The sequence below is a fragment of the Micromonospora sp. NBC_01392 genome, assembly GCF_045040125.1.
Classification (GTDB): Bacteria; Actinomycetota; Actinomycetes; order Mycobacteriales; family Micromonosporaceae; genus Micromonospora.
The window spans coordinates 4,997,526-5,021,385 of record NZ_CP109549.1; the positions used below are offsets into that span (position 1 = coordinate 4,997,526).

At 70.7% G+C, this 23,860-nt stretch carries 8 protein-coding genes; 5 read left to right on the forward strand and 3 right to left on the reverse strand.

Annotated elements, in window-relative coordinates; all coding sequences use genetic code 11:
- The first annotated feature begins 152 nt into the window (after positions 1-152).
- On the forward strand, positions 153-1,475 hold the full coding sequence (locus OG767_RS21420; protein WP_405090209.1) for an NAD(P)/FAD-dependent oxidoreductase: 1,323 nt from the start codon (positions 153-155) through the stop codon (positions 1,473-1,475).
- A gap of 13 nt (positions 1,476-1,488) precedes the next feature.
- Here OG767_RS21420 and OG767_RS21425 read toward each other — a convergent pair whose 3' ends face one another.
- Positions 1,489-2,637, reverse strand: a complete 1,149-nt coding sequence (locus OG767_RS21425) for an acyl-CoA dehydrogenase family protein (protein WP_405090211.1) — start codon at positions 2,635-2,637, stop codon at positions 1,489-1,491.
- A gap of 295 nt (positions 2,638-2,932) precedes the next feature.
- Between OG767_RS21425 and OG767_RS21430 the strand changes: the two genes are divergently transcribed.
- The 4 genes from OG767_RS21430 to OG767_RS21445 all read left to right on the forward strand — a co-directional run bounded on the left by OG767_RS21430 (position 2,933) and on the right by OG767_RS21445 (position 21,087).
- Positions 2,933-16,849 carry an amino acid adenylation domain-containing protein gene (locus OG767_RS21430; protein WP_405090212.1) on the forward strand — a complete coding sequence of 4,639 codons (13,917 nt, stop codon included), beginning with the start codon at positions 2,933-2,935 and terminating at the stop codon, positions 16,847-16,849.
- Between the two features lie 31 nt (positions 16,850-16,880).
- Positions 16,881-18,443, forward strand: coding sequence for a B12-binding domain/radical SAM domain-containing protein (locus OG767_RS21435; protein WP_405090213.1), 1,563 nt, complete (start codon positions 16,881-16,883; stop codon positions 18,441-18,443).
- Positions 18,440-19,135: a class I SAM-dependent methyltransferase gene (locus OG767_RS21440; RefSeq protein ID WP_405090214.1), complete on the forward strand. Its 696-nt coding sequence runs from the start codon at positions 18,440-18,442 to the stop codon at positions 19,133-19,135. Before OG767_RS21435 ends, OG767_RS21440 begins: the two co-directional genes overlap by 4 nt.
- 74 nt (positions 19,136-19,209) lie before the next feature.
- Positions 19,210-21,087, forward strand: coding sequence for a cobalamin-dependent protein (locus tag OG767_RS21445; RefSeq protein ID WP_405090215.1), 1,878 nt, complete (start codon positions 19,210-19,212; stop codon positions 21,085-21,087).
- Positions 21,088-21,103: 16 nt separating this feature from the next.
- On the opposite strand, the gene eis is transcribed toward OG767_RS21445, so the two are convergent.
- Together eis and OG767_RS21455 are read right to left on the reverse strand one after the other, a co-directional pair.
- Positions 21,104-22,291, reverse strand: coding sequence for an enhanced intracellular survival protein Eis (eis, locus tag OG767_RS21450; protein WP_405090216.1), 1,188 nt, complete (start codon positions 22,289-22,291; stop codon positions 21,104-21,106).
- A gap of 101 nt (positions 22,292-22,392) precedes the next feature.
- On the reverse strand, positions 22,393-23,619 hold the full coding sequence (locus OG767_RS21455; RefSeq protein ID WP_405090217.1) for an MFS transporter: 1,227 nt from the start codon (positions 23,617-23,619) through the stop codon (positions 22,393-22,395).
- Positions 23,620-23,860: the final 241 nt, after the last annotated feature.

Consider the following 23,860-nt stretch of genomic DNA (forward strand, 5'->3'; position numbering starts at 1 on the left):
GATCGATCGTTATCGTTTCACGCAGACGACCGCAGCGGCAAACCCCGGACGATCACAGTCGCGGACTACCGGCACGCAAACCCTTTTCGTGAACCCCGGTCGATGCAATAGTGGGTAGCGACGGATGTCGATCTATGTGGGGAGTGGACATCGTGTCCGAGACAATCCGGGAAGAAGTCGACGCCATCGTGATCGGAGGCGGCCCGGCCGGCTCCTCGGCCGCGCGGCTCGTCGCGGCGAGCGGGCACTCGACAGTTCTGCTGGAGCGCGCGCAGTTTCCCCGGTTTCACATCGGAGAGTCGATGCTGACCTACACCGCCGCGCTGCTCGACCGCCTGGGCGTCCGGGAGGAGGTCGACGCGACCGACTTCCCGGTCAAGACGGGGGCCGAGTTCTGCGACGTCGACGGCGGCTACACCCGGGTGGATTTCACCGACCAGGGCGCGGGGCGCGAGCTGACCACCTACCAGGTCGAGCGGTCCGCCTTCGACGACATGCTGTTGCGGCACGCCGCCAAGGCGGGCGTCGACGTGCGTTTCGGCGCACGGGTCACCAGGTTCGAGAGCGCGGGCGAGCGCCTCACCGGCGTGACCTACACCCAGGACGGCGTGACGCGTCACCTGTCCGCGCGCCGCATCATCGATGCCAGCGGCCGGGCCGGCGTGATCAGCACCGGCGTGCTGCGCAGCCGTCGCACCCCGGACCGGCTGCGCATGGTCGCCGCGTTCCGCCACTACGACGGGGTGCGGGAGGCCACCAATCCCGGCGTGTCGGGCGACATCCAGATCGGCAGCCACGCCGACGGCTGGGTGTGGGCCATCCCGATCCGGCCCGAGCGGATCAGCGTCGGCGCGGTCACCCGACCCGAGATCCTGCAACGGATGGGCGCCGATCGGGTGTTCGACGAGTTCACGCGGCGGATACCGCGGGTGCATCAGCGGATCGCGGATCTCACCGAGCACAGCGAGACGCGGGTGGAGAGCGACTTCACCTACTTCTCCGACCAGGTCGCCGGTCCGGGTTACCTGATGGCCGGCGACGCGGGCTGTTTCGTTGATCCGATCTTCTCCGCCGGGGTCTACCTGGCGCTCACCTCGGGAATCCGGGCCGGTGAGACGACGGTGGCGATCCTCGACGGCGCGCAGGACGAGACGGAGGCGACCGAGCTCTACTCGCGGTTCTACAAGACCGGTTACGACACGTACTTCCGGCTGATCTACGCGTTCTACGAGCACGACTTCCGGCTCGGCCGGTTTCTCAAGAGCACCGGCGCGCGGGTGGCGCCGATCTGGATCGCGCGGCTGCTCGGCGGCGACTTCTGGAGCCAGAAGAACCCGCTGGCCCGACACCTGCGCACGATCGAGGCGTACCGGAGCTTCGCGCCGTACGAGCCGCTCTACGGCTGCCCGGTCTATCCGGAACTCGAAGCCGCCGAACGCGACCACGTCGCTCTCGGCGAACCCGCCAACGCGTAGCGCCGCGCGAGGTTCACAGGGTCCCGGCGATGAGTTCCTTCATCACCTCGTTGGCTCCGCCGTAGATGCGCTGCGCCCGGGCGTCGACGTAGAGCTGGCCGATCGGGTAGTCGCGGGTGTAGCCGTTGGCGCCGTGCAGTTGCAGGCACCGGTCGAGCACCTGGCACTGCACGTCGGAGAGCCAGAACTTCGCCATCGACGCGGTGCGCGCGTCGAGCGTGCCGTCCAGGTGCCGGGCGACGCAGTGATCGACGAAGACCCGGCCGACCTGCGCCAACGTCGCGCACTCGGCCAGTTCCATGCGCACGTGCTGCAGGGCGAACAGCTCGTCGTCGTACACCATGCGCTGATGGGCATAGGCCACCGTCAGCTCGACCGCGCGCTCCGTCACGGCGGCGGCCATGACCCCGACCAGCAGGCGCTCCCACGACAACTGGTCGAGCAGCATCGCGTAGCCGGCGTTCTCCCGGCCCAGCAACGCCTCCGCCGGCAGCCGCACGTCGTCGAGGGTGATGTCCGACGTGTCGGCCGACTCCTGGCCGATCTTGTCGAGCACCCGGCCACGTACCACCCCGGGCTGATCTCCCACCGGCACCAGGAACAGCGATATGCCCCGCGCCCCGGCGGACGCGTTGGTCTTCGCCGCCACGACGAGCAGATCGGCCGATCCACCGTTGGTGACGAACGTCTTGGCGCCGCTCACCCGCCAGCCGTCGCCGTCGCGCTCGGCGCGCGTGCGGATCGCCTTCAGATCCGATCCCGCCTCCGGCTCGGTCAGCGCGATCCCGGCGATCACGTCACCGCTCGCCATCGGCGGCAACCACCGGCGCTTCTGCCCGTCGGTGCCGTAGCTGACCAGATACCGGGCCACGACACCGCTGTGCACCGCGTTCCCGAAGCCGAACTCCCCCGCGCGCACCTGCTCGGCGATGACGACGAGATCGTGGCGGGCGTCGCCGCCACCGCCGCCGTACTCGGCCGGCACGCCGGCGCACAGCAGGCCGAGTTTTGCCGCCTGGCGCCAGAAGACCCGGTCGACGTGCCGCTGCGCCGCCCACTCGGCACGCCGCGGCGCGGCCTCGGTGGTGAAGAATCGGCGGCTCAGGCTGGCCAGCTCGGCGACGTCGTCGACCTGCCACGGCGATCGGTAGGTGTCGTCCACCACCTCACCTTAACCACTGCCGACGGCCACTCGCATCGACTCACATCGTTCACCTTCGGCGCCGGCGGTCACCCCCCTCCCTCGCGGATAAAAACGATCACTAAGACCCTTACATCGAAGCGAACCGAAGTGTTGACAGCGTTCCGGGCATCATGAAAGCCTGACCAAACATTTATGCACTTCGAATTAAGTGCACCGCGGGGCAAGGGACCTGCGTCTGTTTTGTGCGGCAACCACAGCAACACCGATCGCGCCGCCGATCGGTGTGCCGGTCAGACTCGACGAGGGGAGTGCCGTGTCCGTAGCGTCACCCACGCGGTACCCGTTGCTGGCGGCCCAGACCGGCGTCTGGCTCGGGCAGGAGATGGACCCGGACGCGTCGCTCTATCTCTGGGGCAACTACCTCGAGATCCACGGGGCGGTCGACGTGGGGGCGCTGGTGCGGGCCATCACCCTGGCGGTGGCCGAGGCAGAGGCGCTGCACGTGCGGTTCGCCCGCTCGGCCGACGGGCCGGTGCAGGTGCTGCACCCACCGGCGCCCGTCGCGCCCCGCGTCATCGATCTCGACACCGGTCAGGACGCGATCGTGGCCGTCGACGCGTACGCCCGCGCCGACCTCGCCCGGCCGGTCGATCTCACCACGGACGCGCCATTCGCCCATGTCGTGTTCACCGCCGGACCGAATCGGGTCTTCTGGTACCAGCGCTACCACCACATCGCGGTCGACGCCTACGGCGCGAGCCTGATCACCCGCCGCGTCGCGGCCCTCTACACGGCACTCGTCTCGGGCCGGACCCCACCGCCGACCCCGTTCGGCTCACTGGCGGCGCTCGTCGACGAGGAAGCCGCCTACCACAGCTCGGGAACCCGCGCCGCCGACCGCGCCTTCTGGCACGAGCGGTTCGCCGACCGGCCCGAGCGCATCAGCCTGAACCCCGTGGACACGTCGATCAGCTCCACCTTCGTCCGCAGTCGTCACGAACTGCCCGCCGACTCCGTCGACGAACTGCTGGCGGCCGAACGGCGTACCGGTGTGCGCTGGTCCCGGCTGCTCATCGCCACCACAGCCGTGTACCTGCACCGCATGGCCGGCGCCGACGACATCGTGCTGGGTCTGCCCGTCGCGGGCCGGAGCGCACCCCACGCGGGCCGCACCCCGGCGATGACGACGAACGTCGTGCCGCTACGCCTGACCGTGCGTCCCACGACCACCGTGGCCGACCTCGTCGGGCAGGTCGACGGCGAACTGCGCGCCGCGCTCGCGCATCAGCGTTACCGCGGCGAGGATCTGCACCGCGAACTGCGACTGGGCGGGCCCGACCGGCGCTTCTTCGGCCCGATGGTCAACGTGATGCGGTTCGAGGAGCTCCGGTTCGGCGAGCACCGCACGATCATGCACAACCCGGCCGCGCCGCTGCTGGAAGACCTCTCCGTGGTCGCCTACGACCGCGCCGGCGCCGGACCCCGCGTCGACCTGAACGGGCATCCCGCGCTCTACACCCCGTCCGACCTCGATGGCCACGCCACCCGCCTGCTCGCGTTGCTGGCCGCCACCGCCCGCCGGATCGACCGGCCGGTCGGCGGCCTGAGCATGGGCGTGGGCGCCGGAGCCGGCGTCGCCCCCGCCACCGCATCCGCCACCGCCGACACCACCCTCGTCGACCTGGTTCGCCGGCAGGTCATCGCCACGCCCGGCGCTCCGGCGGTCACCGACGGGTCCCGCACTCTCAGCTACGGCGACCTCGAATCGGACTCGACGCGGCTGGCCACGCTGCTGCACCGGCACGGCGTCCGGCCCGAGCAGCGCGTGGCGCTGGTGTTGCCCCGCTCCGCGGAACTGGTCACCGCGATGCTGGCCGTGACCCGGCTGGGGGCCGCCTACGCGCCGATCGATCCGGACCACCCCGCCGACCGCGTCGCCTACCTGCTGGCCGACACCACACCCGCCGCCGTGGTGACCACGAGCGCGCTGCGAAACCTGCTGCCGCCGCTCGACATCCCGGTGCTGACCGTCGACGGGGGCGACGACACCGGTGTGCCCGAGACCGCCGAGCCGGTGGCCGGCCCCACCCCGGACAGCGCGGCGTACGTCATCCACACCTCCGGCTCCACCGGCGCGCCGAAAGGCGTGGTCGTCACCCACCGCAACGTCGAACGGCTGCTGGCGAACACGCTCGTCGACCTGGACGTGGGCCCGGCCGACGTCTGGACCATGTTCCACTCCCACGCGTTCGACTTCTCCGTCTGGGAGATCTGGGGCGCGCTCACCACCGGCGGCAGCGTGGTCATCGTGCCCCGCGACGTCGCTCGCGCACCCGACGCCTTCCGGCGGCTGCTCGCCCGCGAACGCGTCACCGTCCTGAGCCAGACGCCCTCCGCGTTCGCCGCGCTCGACCGCGCCGACGTCACGGCGCCTGACGACCTCAGCCTGCGCTACATCGTCTTCGGCGGCGAACGCCTCGCCCCGGACCGCCTCGGCGGCTGGTTCGACCGGCACGGCGCCGACCGCCCGCGGCTGGTCAACATGTACGGCATCACCGAGACGACGGTCCACGTGACCCGCTACGACGTCACACCCGACGATGTCGGTCGTCCGGTCAGCCCGATCGGCACGCCGCTGCCCCATCTCGCCGCCTACATACTCGACGGCAGCATGCACCCGGTGCCGGCCGGCGCCGCCGGGGAACTCTACGTCGCCGGTGCCGGTGTCGCCCGCGGCTACCTCGGCCGACTCGGCCTCACGGCCACCCGGTTCGTCGCCGATCCGTTCGGGCCGCCCGGCGCGCGCATGTACCGCACCGGTGACCGGGTCCGGTGGACGGGGCATGCCCTGGAGTTCCTCGGCCGCACCGACGACCAGGTCAAGGTCCGCGGCTTCCGGGTCGAGCCGGGCGAGATCGCCGCCGTGCTGGCCCGGGACACCCGCGTCGCCGAGGCCGTGGTGGTGCCACGGGAGAACGACGGCGGCGAGATCAGTCTCGTCGCCTACGTGGTCCCCGCCCCGGACACCACGCTCGACCCGGCCGCCCTGCGCCACGACCTGGCCCGGACGCTGCCTGATCACCTGGTGCCGGCGGCGCTGGTGATCGTGGACGCGTTGCCGCTGACCGCCAACGGCAAGCTGGACCGCGCCGCGCTACCGGCACCGGCGTCGCCCGGCGTCAGCGCGGGCGTGCACCACGAACCGTACGCCCAGATCCTCGCGGAGCTGTTCGCCGACGCGCTCGGCGTTCGCGCGGTCGGCGCCGAGGACAACTTCTTCGACCTCGGCGGCCATTCGCTGCTCGCGACCCGGCTGATCGGCCGCATCCGGTCCACGCTGGCCACCGATCTGGAGATGGCCGACTTCTTCGCCCGGCCCACCGTCACCGGCGTGCTCGCCCACGTGGCACCCGGTCGCGCCGCCCGCCCGGCGTTGCGCCCCGCCGGTCGACCGGATCTCGTCCCGCTCTCGCCCGCCCAGCGACGGCTGTGGTTCCTCGACCGGCTCGGCAGCCGGGACACCTACCACGTCCCGCTGGCCGTGCGGCTGCGCGGACCGCTCGACCGGGACGCGTTGCGCGCCGCCCTCAACGACCTCGCCACGCGCCACGAGTCGCTGCGTACCGTGTACCCGGAGGTCGACGGCGACCCGCACCAGGCCGTCCTCGACGCCGCCGGCCTCGACATCGCGCTGGACGAACGTTCCGTACCGGCTGACGATCTCGGGCCCGCCCTGCGACGCGCCGTGGCAGCGCCGTTCGACCTCACCCGCGACCTACCCGTGCGGTGTCACCTGTACGCCGTGGACGACTCGACGGCGGTACTGCTGATCGTTCTGCACCACATCGCCGCCGACGGCGCCTCCATGGGCCCGCTCGTGCGCGACCTGGGCACCGCCTACCGGGCCCGGCTCGCCGGCACGACACCGGCGTGGCCACCGCTGCCCGTGCAGTACGCCGACTACACGCTCTGGCAGGAGGAGTACCTCGGCTCGCCGGACGAGCCCGACAGCCGCCTCGCCCGCCAGACCGGCTACTGGCGGTCGGTGCTCGCGGGACTGCCCGAGATCGTCACGGTGCCACTGGCCCGGCCACGGCCGGCGGCCGCCTCCTTCCGCGGCGACACCTACCGCTTCACGTTCGACGCCGACGTGCATGCGGGCCTCGTCCGGCTGGCCCGGGAGACCGGTACGACGGTGTACATGGTGTTGCTGGCCGGTCTGGGTGGGTTGTTGAGCCGGTTGGGTGCGGGTGTGGACATCCCGATCGGTTCTCCGGTGGCGGGTCGGTTGGACGAGCGGCTGGACGATCTGGTCGGTTTCTTCGTCAACACGCTGGTGATGCGGGTGGACACCTCGGGCGACCCGACGTTCACCGAGTTGCTGCGCCGGGTGCGCCACACCACCCTCGACGCCTACGCCCACCAGGACGTCCCCTTCGACCACCTGGTGGAGGTGCTCAACCCCGCCCGCTCACTGGCCGCGCACCCGCTGGTCCAGATCCTGCTCGCGATCGAGGACGACATCCTCGAGACCGCCTTCGACCTGCCCGGCCTCGACGCGGATGTCCTGCCGGTCGGCCGCGACAGCGCGCGCCTCGACCTCAGCGTCATCGTCCGCCAGCACCGCGGTCCGGACGGCCGTCCGTCCGGGATGGATGGGGTGGTGGAGTTCTCGTTGGATCTGTTCGACCGGGCGGTGGTGACCGAACTGGTCGACCGGTGGCTCCGAATCCTGGCCGCACTGGCCGCCGGGGGCATCGAAGCCCGACTCTCACAGTGGGACGTCGTGTCCGCAGCCGAGCGTGCCGATCTGCTGCGCTGGGGCGACGGCGGCGACCGCCAACCCGTCCTGTCCCTGGCCCAGATGGTCGCCGCTCAAGTGACCGCCCAACCGGACGCCCCCGCCGTCACCGCCGGCGACCTGACCCTGACCTACCAGCAACTGTGGCAACGCGCCGGCGCCCTGGCCACCCGACTCACCACCGCCGGCGTCGGCCCCGAAACAGTCGTCGGACTCCTCCTCCCACGCGGCATCGACCTCGTCACCGCAGCACTCGCCGTCTCCCAAGCCGGCGGCGTGTTCACCCCCCTGGACCCCACACTGCCCACCCCACGCCTGCACACCATGACCACCCAGGCCGACGTCCACATCGCCGTCACCGACCACACCACCACCCAACTGGCCACCACCCTCAACCTCACCGCGACACCCGCCGACGACATCCCCACCGAACCGACCGAACCCGTCGACCTCGTCGCCCCCACCACACCACACGCCAGCGCCTACGTGATCTTCACATCCGGATCCACCGGCCAACCCAAAGGCGTACGAGTCCCCAACACCGGACTCACCTCACTGACACACACCTTCCACACCCGACTCGCCCTCGGACCCGACTCCCGCGTCCTGCAACTCTCCACACCCAGCTTCGACGCCTGGGTCATGGAACTACTCATGTCCCTACCCCACGGCGCCACCCTCACCATCGCCCCACCCGGAATCATCGCCGGACACGACCTCAGCGACCTCCTGCACCACGCCCGCATCACCCACACCCTCATCCCACCCACACTCCTGGCCACCGTCACCCCCACCCCCCTACCCCACCTCCGCTGCCTCCTCGTCGGCGCCGAAGCCTGCCCCGGCGACCTCGTCCACCACTGGTCCCCGAACCGGCTCATGATCAACGCCTACGGACCCACCGAAACCACCATCGCCGCCACACTGTCCGACCCCCTCACCGGCAACACCACCCCACCCATCGGCCGACCCGTCACCGCCACCCACCTCTACGTCCTCGACGACCACCTCAACCCCGTAGCACCCGGCGTCGCCGGAGAGCTCTACATCGCCGGAGCCGGCACCGCCCACGGCTACACCAACCAACCAGCCCTCACCGCCACCCGATTCATCGCCGACCCCCACAGCACCACCGGCGCCAGAATGTACCGCACCGGAGACATCACCCGATGGCGCCCAGACGGACAACTCGAATACCTCGGCCGCACCGACAACCAAATAAAAATCCGCGGCTACCGCATCGAACTCGGCGAAATCGAAACCACCCTCAGCACCCACGAAAACATCAGAACCGCCGCCGTCACCACCACCCCCGACCACCAACTCATCGCCTACATCGTCCCCCAACCCCACACCACCATCGACCCCCACACCATCAAAACCACCCTCACCCAACACCTACCCGACTACATGATCCCCCACCACATCATCACCCTCGACCAACTCCCCACCACCCCCAACGGCAAACTCAACCACGCCGCCCTACCCCCACCCCAAACCACCACCAACACACCCCACACCACCCGCACACCACACGAAGAAATCCTGTGCGGACTCATGGCCGACATCCTCAAACAACCCACCCTCACCCCCACCGACAACTTCTTCGACCACGGCGGACACTCCCTCCTCGCCACCCGCCTCATCAGCCGCATCCGCAGCACACTCGGCGGCGACGTGCCGATCCGCACGCTGTTCGAGTCCCCGACGCCCGCCGCACTCGCCACCCGGCTCGCCGCCACACCGACCGAGCGGCCACGGTTGCGCCACCGGCCGGACGACGACCCGGCCGCCCTGTCCGCCGGGCAACAACGTCTTCTGCTGCTCAACCGCATCGACGGTCCCAGCCCGACATACACCATCGGTTTGCGCCTGACCTTCGACGGTGACCTCGACGTGCCGGCGCTGGCCGCCGCCCTCGGTGACGTCGTCGGCCGCCACGAGCCCCTGCGCACGGTCTATCCGGACCGGGACGGCCAGCCGGCGCAGCGCCTGCTGCCCACCGACACTCCGGTCGACCTGCCCGTCATCACGGTCGGCGTGGCCGATCTGCCGACGGCGCTGTTCGAGGCCGCGCGCGTGCCGTTCGACCTGGCGACCGACCTGCCGCTGCGCGCCATCCTGTTCCGCCTCGGCCCGAGCGACCACGTCCTGCTGCTGCTGATGCACCACATCGCGGCCGACGGCTGGTCCCTGGCCCCCCTGTCACGCGACCTCGTCACCGCGTACGCCGCCCGCCGCACCGGCGAGGCGCCGCGGTGGGAGCCGCTGCCGGTGCGGTACGCCGACTACGTCGGCTGGCAGCGCGAACTGCTCGGCGGCGTCGGCGACCCGGCGTCGCGGCTCACCGCCCAGACCCGCTTCTGGCAGGACACGCTGGCCGGCCTGCCGGAGCGGATCGCGCTGCCGGCCGACCGGTCGGACCCGGCGACCGCCACCCATCGGGGCGCGATGCTCGACCTGGTGCTGGACGCCGACCTGCACGCCGGCATCCTCGCGACCGCCCGCGCCGGAGGGGCCACCGTCTTCATGGTGCTGCTCGCCGGGCTCGCGGCCACGCTGGCCCGGCTCGGCACCGGCACGGACGTCCCGATCGGCACGCCGGTCGCCGGGCGCACCGACGAGAAGCTCGACGACCTGGTCGGCTTCTTCGTCAACACGCTGGTGATGCGCGTCGACCTGACCGGGAACCCGACCTTTGCCGACCTCGTCGCCCGGGTCCGCGACGTCGCGCTCGACGCCTACGCCCACGACGACGTCCCGTTCGAGCATCTCGTCGAGGTGCTCAACCCGGCCCGGTCCCTGGCCCACCATCCCCTGTTCCAGGTCATGCTGGCGTTGCAGAACACGCCGGACGCCGCCTTCGACCTCGCCGATCTCCACGTGGAACTGGGGCCCGTCACCACCGGCACGGCCCGGTTCGACCTGTTCTTCAGCCTGCTGGAGCGCTACGACGCCGGCCGGGCCGGCGGCCTGCGCGGCATCGTCGAATACGCCACCGACCGGTTCGACGCGGCGACCGTCGAGGCTCTGGTCGACCGGTGGCGGCGGCTGCTCGCCCAGGCCGTCGCCGACCCCGGCCGCCGGCTGAACGACATCGACGTGCTGACCGCCGACGAACGCGGTGAACTGGACCGCTGGGGCACCGACGCGGCGTCCTGCGGAACAGCCACGCCGATCGCCGACCAGATCGCCGCGCAGGCCGCCGCGACCCCGGAGAACGTCGCCGTCGAAGCGCCCGACGGCAGCCTGACCTACGCCGAACTGCTCCGCCGCGCCGACGACCTCGCCGCCACCCTGGCCCACCACGGGGTCGCCGCGGAGTCGATCGTCGCCGTCGCGCTGCCCCGCTGCCTCGACCTCTATGTGGCCCTCGTCGCCGTGCTCCGCGCCGGCGCCGCCTACCTGCCGATCGACCTCGGCCACCCGGCGGAGCGGATCGGGTTCATGCTTGCCGACACCCGCCCCGCGCTGCTGCTCACCACCGATGCCGATCTCGCCCGACACGGCACACCGGTCATCGGTCCGGAGTCGTGGTCGTCCGGCCACCCGCTCGCCAGGCCCGTGGTCCGGCCCGACAATCCGGCGTACGTCGTCTACACGTCCGGCTCGACCGGTGCCCCGAAGGCGGTGGTCATGCCGTCCGGCGCGCTGGCCAACCTGCTGGCCTGGCAACGGGAGGAACTGCCGGGCGGGCCGGGTACCCGCACCGTACAGTTCACCTCGGTCGGCTTCGACGTCGCCGCCCAGGAGATCTTCGGCGCCCTCACCACCGGTCGGACGCTGCTCGTCCCGGATGACGACACCCGCCGCAGCGGCGAGTTGCTGGCCGGCTGGCTCCAGGACAGCGCCGCCACCGAACTGTTCGCGCCGCAGCCGGTGCTGGCCGAGATCGCGGAGGCCGCCGCCGAGGGCGACCGCCGGCTCCCGGACCTGCACGTGATCGCACAGGCCGGCGAGGCCCTGGTGGTCGGGGAGCAACTGCGCCGCTTCTTCGCCACCCGCCCACACATCGGGCTGCACAACCACTACGGCCCGGCCGAGACCCACGTCGTCACCGGCACACCGCTGACCGGCCCGGCCGGCGGCTGGCCGGTGCGCGCACCGATCGGCCAGCCCGTAGCCGGTGCCCGGCTGCTGGTGCTCGACGCCTGGCTCAATCCCGTACCGGTGGGCGTCGCCGGTGACCTCTACATCGGCGGTCCCGGACTCGCCCGCGGGTACCTGGGCCGTCCGGACCTGACCGCGGAGAGGTTCGTCGCGGGCCCGAACGGCTCCCGGCTCTACCGCAGCGGTGACCGTGCCCGCTGGCGCCCGGACGGTCAGCTCGAGTTCCTGGGCCGCACCGACGACCAGGTGAAGATCCGCGGGTTCCGGGTCGAGCCCGGTGAAGCCGCCGCCGTGCTGGCCCGCCATCCCGGCCTGGTTCGCGCGACCGTGATCGCCCGCACGGACCAGCCCGCGGTGGTACGCCTCGTCGGCTACGCCGTACCCGCTCCGGGTTGGACCGGTACGCCCGGCGAACTGGTCGACTGGCTGCGTGACCGGCTGCCCGACTACCTGGTCCCCACCACGGTCGTGCTGCTGGACGCGTTGCCCGTCACACCGAACGGCAAGCTCGATCGCGCCGCCCTGCCCGCTCCCGTGCACACACCCGGGCGCGCCGCCCGCAACCCGCGCGAGCAGATGATCGCCGACCTGTTCGCCGAGGCGCTGGGCGTCGACGCGGTCGGCGTCGACGACAACTTCTTCGACCTCGGCGGCCATTCGCTGCTCGCGACCCGGCTGATCAGCCGCATCCGCACCACGATGAGCGCGGACGTGCCGATCCGCGCGCTGTTCGAGACGCCCACCGTGGCCGGTCTCGCCGCCCGCCTCGACCCGGGCAGAGCACACCGACCACCGGTACGCCCGGCGACGAGCCGGCCGGAGCTGCTACCGCTCAGCTCCGCCCAGCGCCGGCTGTGGTTCCTGCACCGGCTGGAGGGCCCCAGCCCGACCTACAACATGCTCATCTCGTTCCGCCTCACCGGCGCCCTCGACCCCGCGGCGCTCCGCCAGGCCCTGCACGACGTGGTCGCCCGCCACGAAGCGCTGCGCACCGTGTACCCCGAGGTCGACGGCCGGCCGTGGCAACGCATCGTGCCGACCGAGCAGGCCCGGGTCGAGTTCGACGAGGCCGACGTGACGCCGGAGCAGATGACGGAACTGCTCGCGGCGGCCGCCCGGTTCGCCTTCGACCTCGCCACCGACCTGCCGCTGCGGGCCAGCCTGCTCCGGCTCGGCCCCGCCGAGCACGTGCTGCTGCTCGTGCTGCACCACGTCGCGGGCGACGGCTGGTCGATGGCGCCCCTGTCGCGCGACATCGTCACCGCCTACGCCGCCCGTCACGGCGGCCGGCCACCGCACTGGACTCCCCTGCCGGTGCAGTACGCCGACTACACGCTCTGGCAGGAGGAACTGCTCGGCGCCAAGGACGACCCGCACAGCCTGTTCGGCAGCCAGACCGCATACTGGCTGACCGCGCTCACCGGGTTGCCCGACCAGATCAACATCCCGGCCGTACGCACCCGCCCGGCCGCCGCCTCCTACCGCGGCGACCTCCTGAAGCTGCGCATCCCGGCCGACGTGCATGCGGGCCTCGTTCGGCTGGCCCGGGAGACCGGTACGACGGTGTACATGGTGTTGCTGGCCGGTCTGGGTGGGTTGTTGAGCCGGTTGGGTGCGGGTGTGGACATCCCGATCGGTTCTCCGGTGGCGGGTCGGTTGGACGAGCGGCTGGACGATCTGGTCGGTTTCTTCGTCAACACGCTGGTGATGCGGGTGGACACCTCGGGCGACCCGACGTTCACCGAGTTGCTGCACCGGGTACGCGGTACGGCGCTGACGGCCTACGCCCACCAGGACGTTCCTTTCGAGCACCTGGTCGAGGAACTGAACCCGACGCGCACGCTGGCCCACCATCCGCTGTTCCAGATCATGCTCGCGCTGCAGAACACGCCCGACCCGCACTTCGCGCTACCCGGCCTCGATCTGCAGGTGCAACCCGTGAGCACGGGGACCTCCCGCTTCGACCTGGCCCTGAGCCTGTGGGAACGCCACGACGGCGCCACACCCTCCGGGATGGATGGGGTGGTGGAGTTCTCGTTGGATCTGTTCGACCGGGCGGTGGTGACCGAACTGGTCGACCGGTGGCTCCGAATCCTGGCCGCACTGGCCGCCGGGGGCATCGAAGCCCGACTCTCACAGTGGGACGTCGTGTCCCCGGCGGAGCGTGCCGATCTGCTGCGCTGGGGCGACGGCGGCGACCGCCAACCCGTCCTGTCCCTGGCCCAGATGGTCGCCGCTCAAGTGACCGCCCAACCGGACGCCCCCGCCGTCACCGCCGGCGACCTGACCCTGACCTACCAGCAACTGTGGCAACGCGCCGGCGCCCTGGCCACCCGACTCACCACCGCCGGCGTCGGCCCCGAAACAGTCGTCGGACTCCTCCTCCCACGCGGCATCGACCTCGTCACCGCAGCACTCGCCGTCTCCCAAGCCGGCGGCGTGTTCACCCCCCTGGACCCCACACTGCCCACCCCACGCCTGCACACCATGACCACCCAGGCCGACGTCCACATCGCCGTCACCGACCACACCACCACCCAACTCGCCACCACCCTCACCGTTGCGGCGATACCCGCCGACGTCCCCGGCGAGCCCGTCGACCCACCCCACCTCGTCGCCCCCACCACACCACACGCCAGCGCCTACGTGATCTTCACATCCGGATCCACCGGCCAACCCAAAGGCGTACGAGTCCCCAACACCGGACTCACCTCACTGGCACACACCTTCCACACCCGACTCGCCCTCGGACCCGACTCCCGCGTCCTGCAACTCTCCACACCCAGCTTCGACGCCTGGGTCATGGAACTACTCATGTCCCTACCCCACGGCGCCACCCTCACCATCGCCCCACCCGGAATCATCGCCGGACACGACCTCAGCGACCTCCTGCACCACGCCCGCATCACCCACACCCTCATCCCACCCACACTCCTGGCCACCGTCACCCCCACCCCCCTACCCCACCTCCGCTGCCTCCTCGTCGGCGCCGAAGCCTGCCCCGGCGACCTCGTCCACCACTGGTCCCCGAACCGGCTCATGATCAACGCCTACGGACCCACCGAAACCACCATCGCCGCCACACTCTCCGACCCCCTCACCGGCAACACCACCCCACCCATCGGCCGACCCGTCACCGCCACCCACCTCTACGTCCTCGACGACCACCTCAACCCCGTAGCACCCGGCGTCACCGGAGAGCTCTACATCGCCGGAGCCGGCACCGCCCACGGCTACACCAACCAACCAGCCCTCACCGCCACCCGATTCATCGCCGACCCCCACAGCACCACCGGCGCCAGAATGTACCGAACCGGCGACATCACCCGATGGCGACCAGACGGACAACTCGAATACCTCGGCCGCACCGACAACCAAATAAAAATCCGCGGCTACCGCATCGAACTCGGCGAAATCGAAACCACCCTCAGCACCCACGAAAACATCAGAACCGCCGCCGTCACCACCACCCCCGACCACCAACTCATCGCCTACATCGTCCCCCAACCCCACACCACCATCGACCCCCACACCATCAAAACCACCCTCACCCAACACCTACCCGACTACATGATCCCCCACCACATCATCACCCTCGACCAACTCCCCACCACCCCCAACGGCAAACTCAACCACGCCGCCCTACCCCAACCCACCACCACCACCAACACACCCCACACCACCCGCACACCACACGAAGAAATCCTGTGCGGACTCATGGCCGACATCCTCAAACAACCCACCCTCACCCCCACCGACAACTTCTTCGACCACGGCGGACACTCCCTCCTCGCCACCCGCCTCATCAGCCGCATCCGCAGCACACTCGGCGTGCATCTGGACGTGTTCACCCTCTTCGAGGCGCCCACCGCGAAACTGCTCGCCGAGCACCTGCAGAACGACGACGACGGTCGGGCCCCGATCGAGGCCCGCGACCACGCGCACGGCGCACCGCTGTCCTTCGCCCAGCGCAGGCTCTGGTTCCTGCACCGGTTCGAGGGCGAGGCGACCTACAACGTGCCGCTGGCGTTGCGGCTGTCCGGCCGGCTCGATGTCCGCGCGCTCACCGCCGCGCTCAACGACGTCGTCGGCCGCCACGAAAGTCTGCGCACGGTGTTTCCCGAGCGTGACGGGGAGCCGTGGCAGGAGATCAGGCCGGCGGCCGAGGTCCACGTCCCGATCGCCGTCGAGACGGTCACCGCCGAGACGCTGCCCGACGCGCTCGCCCGCGCCGCGCAGACGCGCTTCGACCTCGAACGCGACCTGCCGCTGCGCGCCGCGCTCCTCCGCCTCGGCCCGAGCGAACACGTCCTGCTGCTGCTGATGCACCACATCGCGGCAGACGGCTGGTCCATGGCGCCACTCGCCCGCGACCTGTCGAGCGCGTACGCCGCCCGCCTCACCGGCGAGGCACCGCAGTGGGAGCCGCTGCCGGTGCAGTACGCCGACTACACGGTGTGGCAGCACGAGACGCTCGGCGCCGGCACCGACCCGGCCAGCCGCCTGGCCCGGGAGACCGACCACTGGCGCACCACGTTGACCGGGCTGCCCGACGCGCTGGCCCTGCCCACGGACCGGCCCCGCCCGACCGTCGCCAGCTACCAGGGCGAGACGTACCGGTTCACCATGGACGCCGTCCTGCACGAGCGGGTGGTGACGATGGCCCGCGCCCGCGGCGCGACCGCCTTCATGGTGCTGCTCGCCGGGCTGGCCGGCCTGCTCAACCGGCTCGGTGCGGGCACCGACGTGCCGGTCGGCTCCCCGATCGCCGGGCGTACCGACGAGAAGCTCGACGACCTGGTCGGCTTCTTCGTCAACACGCTGGTGATGCGCATGGACGTGTCGGGCGACCCGACGTTCGGTGAGCTCGTCGAGCGGGCCCGGTCCACCGCGCTCACCGCGTACGCCCACCAGGACGTGCCGTTCGAGCACCTCGTCGAAGCCGTCAGCCCGGCCCGGTCCCTGGCGCACCATCCCCTGTTCCAGGTCATGCTGGCGCTGCAGAACACACCGGAGGGCCGACTCGACATGCCCGGCATCACCGCGAGTTACCAGCCCGCGCACACCGGAACATCCCGGTTCGACCTGTTCTTCAGCCTGTGGGAGAGCTACGACGACGGTCGCCCGGCCGGGCTCGCGGGTGTCCTCGAATACCCCACGGACCTGTTCGACCCGGCGACCGTGCGGACGCTCATCGAGCGCTGGAGCCAGTTCCTCACCACCGCGCTGCAGGAGCCGGACCGCCCGATCGGGCGCATCGACGTCACCACACCGGAAGAACTACGGCGAGTGCTGGCCGAATGGTCATCCGGGGCCTGACCTCCGCCACGGACGGAAGGGAAGGTAGGAGATGGCACTTCGCGTCGTGGCGGTCGCCCCGCCCGAACTGCCCGCGAGCGGGCTCGGCCGGCACACGCTGACCAGCGCCGACCCCGCCAGCCTGTTCAACGCGTGCCGCGTCGCGGGGCAGCGGGCGGCGAACGGCACCGGCGCCTGGGGCGACTCGAACTGGGCCGGAAGCCGCGCGTCCCGGCGGGAGTCGGTGCTGCTGATGCACAGCCTGGTGGAGGACATGGCGCGGTTCGATGCGCTCCTGGAGCGGTTCGAGCCGAACCTGCTGCTGCTCGGCGCCATGTCGGTGTGTCTGCCCGGCGCGGTCGCCTGCGCGGTCCGCGCCAAGCAGCGCCTCGGCGACCGGGTCCACGTCGTCCTCGGCGGCCGGCACGCGTCGGAGACGATCTGGCGGGCCGGCGGCACGGTGCGGCACCATCCGGGATCGCCGGTGCGCCTGATCGCCGACGGCACTCTGCCGCCCGTCTTCGACCTGGTGGTCGCCGGTCCGGGTGAGCATGTGATCGCGGGGCTCGGTGAGGTGATCGCCACCGCCACACAGCCCGCGACGTCCGCCGACCTGGCCGCCGGGATCGCCGACGAGCCGGGCGACTGGATAGCCAGCTGGGCCGACGGCGACCTGCCGCGGGCGGTCACGTCACGGCGGCCGACATTCAGCCGTGACCAGCTACCGAGCCCGGCCGAGATCTTCGGCGTCGGCGCCAGCTTCGACGTGTTCGGCGGCCGGCTCACCGGGCACGTCTTCAGCGACACCGGTAACGGCTGTGTCTTCGACTGTGACTTCTGCAGCGAACGGCGCAGCGTCACCGGCGGCCTGGTCGACCTCGGCAACGGCGCCGACCGCCTGGTCCGGCAGTTGCGCGCCGTCAGCGACGTGGTCGCGGCCGACGCGCCCGGTCGCGGCGCCAGCGCCTTCATCGAGGACTCCACCATTCTCGGCGGATCACCGCGGGAGATCACCCGGCTGGTCGACCTGCTGGACCGGACCGACCTGGACATCCGGTTCGGCGGGCAGTTCACCATCGACCAGATCCTCAGCCGCACCGACCTCATCAAGGGACTGACCGAGGTCGGCATGGACTACGTCTTCATCGGGGTGGAGACGCTCGACCCGGGTGGCATCGGCGGCATGAGCAAGGACCGGCGGCCGGACGGGGCCGCGTGGATGAGCCGCACCGAGCAGGCCATCGACCAGCTCACCCAGCTCGGCGTCCAGACCGGGGCGGCGGTGCTGTTCGGCCTCGGCGAGCCGCACCGCGATCGGCTCGCCCTCCTGCGCCAGCTGAGCGACTGGCGCGACCGGTACGGCGGACCGTGGCCGGTCAGCCTCAACTGGGCCACCCAACATCCGTTGCGCGGCGCCGACGGCGGCACCGGCTACCGGTACAGCGAATGGTCGGTGCCCGCCGGCGAGTGGGCCGAAGCGTTCGACGACTTCGGGGAAGCCACCACGCGTTACCCGCTCAGCGGCTGCGCGCCGCCGGTGCTGGCGGAGGTGCAGGAGATCCGGGCGACATTCCACGCACTCTACGAACGGCCGAGCGATGGTGGTGCGCGGTGACCGCCCAGTTCTACGCGAGCGGTGCCGGCGACCGGCTGGTGGACGCCGACCTGCTCCCACCGGTGGTGCGGGCGCTGCTCGCGCACGAGGAGCGGATGCTGGACTCGATCAGTGCCGGGATCGACGTGCTCGTCGAGGTCGGCAGCATGTCGGGCCTGCATCTCGAGTGGGCGGTCCGCCGCGGCCTGGGGTACGTCGGCGTCGACGTCGTCTCCCGCTACGTGGCCGAGGGCAGGGCACGGCTGGCCGATCGCGCGCTGCCCGCGGACCGGTACCGCTTCGCGCTCGCCGACGCCGAGGAGCTGCCGGCCGTGGCACTGCCACCGGGGCGAGCGGTGGCGCTGTTCCCGTTCAACAGCTTCGGCAACATGGCCCGGCCCCGCGCCGTGTTGACCGCGCTGGCCGGCAGCGGCCTGCCGTTCGCCATCAGCACCTATCGCACCGACCGGGACGCGTCGCGGCGGCGGCGGGAGTACTACGACGCCTGCGGCTACACCGGGCTGCGGCTCACCGAGGACGCTGACGGGGTGCGGTTCCGCAACGACGAGGGTCTCGACACCGTCGCCTACCACCCGTCGCGCCTGGCCGAGTGGTTCCGTGCGGCGGGGCTCGCCGCGGAGCCCGTCGAGTTCGGTGGCTTCGGGTTGTTCTACGTCGGCGCGCCCACCGGCTCGCCACTCGCGCCAGCCTGAACGGCAGGGAGGCCGGTGGATGAATGCCACCGGCCACGACAGTGACAAGGGGAACACCGATGCGAACGGTCGGCATGGTTGAGCTCTCCGTCTTTGAGCGGATCACCCCGCTGGTCTCCGGATACCTGGAAGCGTATGCCCGCGCCGACGACGTCCTCACCGGTGAGTACGTGTACCGGACGTACACCACCAGCATCAAGACCCCGGCCGCCGAGGTGACGCGCCACGTCCTGGACCTCGACGCCGACATCTACACGTTCAGCTGCTACGTGTGGAACATGGGCCTGGTGCGGCAGGTCCTGGCCGCGCTGCGCGCCGCCAGACCACACGTGCCCGTCCTGCTCGGCGGCCCCCAGGTCATGCACCACGCCGACCAGCAGCTCAGCCCGACCGACACGGTCACCGCCGTCTGCAACGGCGAGGGCGAGGGCATCTTCGCCGCGTACCTGCGCGAGCTGACCGAAACGACGCCGGACCTGACCAAGGTCCCCGGCCTCAGCGTGCGCCGCGACGGGCAGCTCATCACGACGCCCGCACCGCCGCGGCTGGCCAACCTCAACGAGATTCCCTCGCCGTACCTCACCGGCCTGTTCGACGACGAATACACCATCGGCCTGCTGGAGACCAACCGCGGCTGCCCCTACCACTGCGGGTTCTGCTACTGGGGCGCGGCCACCAACGACCGGGTGTACCGGTTCGACGAGGAGCGCGTCCGCGACGAGATCACCTGGATGGGACGCAACAACGTCTTCTTCGTGTACCTCGTCGACGCCAACTGGGGCATGCTCGGCCGGGACATCGAGCTGTCGCAGCACATGGCCGACTGCACCCGCGAATACGGCATGCCCAAGACGGTCTACTTCTCGGCGGCGAAGAACAAGCCGCAGGCGGTCACCAAGATCACCGAAATCTTCCAGCACGCTGGTCTCGTCGCCTCCCAGCCGGTGTCGATCCAGAGCATGGAGCCCCGCGTCCTGGACCTGGTCGCCCGCTCCAACATCAAGCTCAGCGCCTTCGCCGCGCTCCAACAGGATCTGCGCGAGAAGCGGGTCAGCTCGTTCATCGAACTCATCTGGCCGCTGCCCGGCGAGACACTCGACTCCTTCAAGAGCGGCATCGGGCAGCTCTGCGACAACGGCGCGCAGACCGTCATCGCCTACTCCCACCTGCTGCTCAACAACACCCCCATTTACCACAACCGGGATCGCCTGGGCCTGACCACCCGGCCGGCCGGCGGGGACGTCGCCGACGCCCGCATCGTGATCGCCACCCGCGAGGCCAGCACGGCCGACTTCGCCGACGGCATGCGCTTCTTCTACGCCGTGCACGCGCTGCACAACACCCGCAGCCTGCGCACCGTCGCGGAGTACCTGGTCGGCGCCGGTGTCACCACCTACGCGGCCCTGTTCTCCGAGTTCGTCGACTACTGGCGCAGCCGCCCCGACGACCCACTGGTGCGCTTCGTCGAACACTCGATCGCCAGCGCCGACTACTACGACCTCGGCAACTACGGCCTCTTCGTCCACCTCGCGCTGCACCAGCATCGCGACGTGTTCGCCGACCAACTGCGCGACTTCGCCACCAGCCGCGACTGGTGGGCCGACCCGAAGGCCCGCGCCCGCTTCGAGATCGACACCATCAACCGCCCGTACGTCTACTCCAACACCCCGTTGGACGAGCCGTCCGGCGCCGGCGCAGCCGTCCGGGTCCTCGGCCGCACCGGCCGCCAGTACACCGTCGAACTGGCCAGCGAGTGGACCGAGGAGCTACAGGACGCCGCGCGGCTGCCCGCCGGCGGCCCCGGCTACGTCGTGGACCACAAGCGGTTGCAGTTCCCCAACATGGCCACGCAGACCCTGGAGCACAACGCGCACTACTGCCACGGCATGATCGAGAAGGTCGAGAACATCGCCCCCGTATGGCGAGCGGTCCCGGCACCGGCTCACCACTGACAGCGAGGCGGGTGGATCAGCCCTTACCGAAGGCGTACGGCGTGCGGCGAGGCAGCAGTGCGCGTAGCTCGGCCGCCACGTTGTCGGAGATGTCACCCAGGCCGCGCGCGACGACGTCGGCCGGGTCCAGCACACCGTAGGCCAGTCCGGACAGTCCAGCGGCGGTGAGCGTGGCCCTCTCCCCGGCCTGTCCGGCGACGGTGACGTCGATCGTCCCGCGGGTTCCGTCGAGCAGATACCGCCCCGCGAGCAACTCGTCCTCGACGATCTCTATCTGAGTCCGTCCGGAGCCACAGGGCACGTCGCGGAGCGCGTCCATCGACAGGAGCCGACCCATGAGGGGCGGTGACGTGGGGAAGGCCGCCCTCGCCTCGGTACGGACGGCAAGGGAGCCCGCCCAGGTCTCGGGGTGCTCGTCCGGCGCGACGGTGACCGCGATCTGGGCGACCTGGTGGACGTGCTGGGCGAGGAACTGGAGCAGCAACGCCCGCCCGAGCCCATTGGTGTACAGCAACTCGTCACCGTGCAGGCGGCCGCCGTAGCCGTCGATGCGGTAGGTGAGCACACCGACCACCTCCCCGTCGACCGAGGCGACGGCCAGCCACCGGTCGGCGGGGGCGAGGATGCGGGCAGCTCGGTAGTCGGGGGTGAACATGAAACCGTGCCGTTGCGCCAGCAGGCGTCGCTGGAAGGCGCGGTAGACCTCGAAGCCATCCTGTATTCCCTGCCAGGACACGTCGCCGGGGAGTTCGACGCCCAGCAGCGGCGCCAACCCCTCGGGCGCGAACGTCGCCGTACGGTTGAGTGGCAGCCCGACGTAGCCCAGTTGTTCGTAGAACGACGGATGGAAGGGATAGAGCGTGGCCAGCAGGTGTCCCGTGTCGAGCATGTCGCGGTGAAGCTGGCGCATCAACCGACGACAGTGGCCCTGTCGGCGGGCCGCGGGATGGGTGGCCACCCAGGCGATGCCCGCCATGCGCATGACGATGCCGCGCAGGTTCTGGTGCGTCGGGATCGCCGCCGCCGTGGCGAGCGTCCGGCCACCGTCCTCAGCGATCAGCGTGTGGTTGCCCTCGTGAAAGGGGAGGATGCTCGCCAGGCCCTCCGCCGCGTCCGGGGACGGCGATTCGTCGAAGGCGTACGGATAGAGGGTGAAGGCGGTGCGCAGGCGTTCGTCGCCGGAGACATGGCGGATGTCGCTCATCGGGATCAACCTTTCCTTGCACGGCATGCTCGATCGGGACATTCCGGCCCGCCCTCGGGCGGGGCCCGTCATCTGGCGTGCGACGTCGCGCGGCGGTCGCACTACGGCGTCTGGCGCGGGGTCTTCATTCCGAGCCGGGCGCACCAGGCCGCCACCAGGCCGAGTCCGCCGCACAGCCACCAGACCCCGTTGCCCAGCCACACCCACGCCGCGACCCCGATCAGCGGGCCGGCGGCCATCCCCAGGCCGAACGTCGCCTGGTGCGCGCTGATGTAGCGCGCGTTCACCGGCGCGGGAAACGTGGCGGGGTAGGCGAACATGGTGGGCCCGTTGATCATGGTGCCGAACACGAACACGACGGTGCACGCGACGAGCGCCACGGCCGAGCCACCGCTGACCCCGAAACTGGCCGCACCGACTGCCATGAGCACGGTGCCCGCCGTCGCCGCGACGTGACCGGGCCAACGCGCGACGCTTGCGGTGATCTTCAGTTCGCAGAGGATGAGCACGATCGACGCGGTGACCAGTACGCCGCTGTACAGGCCGGTGGAGTGCCCCTCGGCGCTGATCTTGAGCGGGAGGACGACGTTGAACTGGACGTAGATGACCGCACCGATCAGCGTCGAGACGAGGAAGAACCAGAAGCGCCTGTCGCGCAACAGGAGGCCGTACACCATGCGGGTACCGCTCCCGCCCTGGACGGCCGCGCCGGGCGCCCCTCGTCCGGTCCGCAGGTCGGGCAGCAGCCAGCGGGCGAGGATCGCGTAGACCAGAGCGGTGGCAGCGTCGAACCACAGCAACAGGTTCCAGTCCAGCAGGATCAGCCCGGCGGCGATCAGCGGGCTCAGCGCGGCGCCGATGTTCAGTGCGATGCGCATCATCGAGAAGCCCATGACGCGCATGTCGTCCGGCATCAGGTCGCTCAACAGTACGGCCGCGGCGGGACGGTAGCTCTGGGTCGCGAGCCCGGCCAGCAGCATGGCGATCATCAGCACGCCGAACGTCGAGGGTCGGCTGAGCAGAGGCAGGACGGCGAGGATCGCGGCAGAACCGAGCATCGCGACGGTGATGGCGCCGCGCGGGCCGATGCGGTGGATCAGCTCGCCGCCGACGAGCACGCCCACCACCGATCCGACGCTGTAGGCGGCGATCGCGGTGCCGGCCTGCCCGGCGGAGAACCCGCGGAAGACCAGGTAGAGCACCATGAACGTCTGGACCACCGCGCCAAGCTGGTTGACCAGCACGCCCCCGAGCAGACAACGCACCGGTGTCGGGGTCCGGCGTAGGACGGTGAGCACACCCGCGGGTCTGTCGATGGTGGCGGTCACGGCGATGTCTCCAGGTGGCTCGTCGTCAGATGGCATGCGGGCACGACATCGAAGGTCGTCCCTCCCACCTCTGGCTGCCATTGCAGCGCGCCGAAGAGTTGGTCGGAAGTTTTGATCGCGCAGAATAACCAATTCACACACCCCCGTGGGAATAGCTCCCAGCAGAATTAGCGGCGGCGACGGATGGCTGCGGATGACAGCCGCCAAGTCGGCGGCCGGATCCTGCCGCGATCCGGCCGGA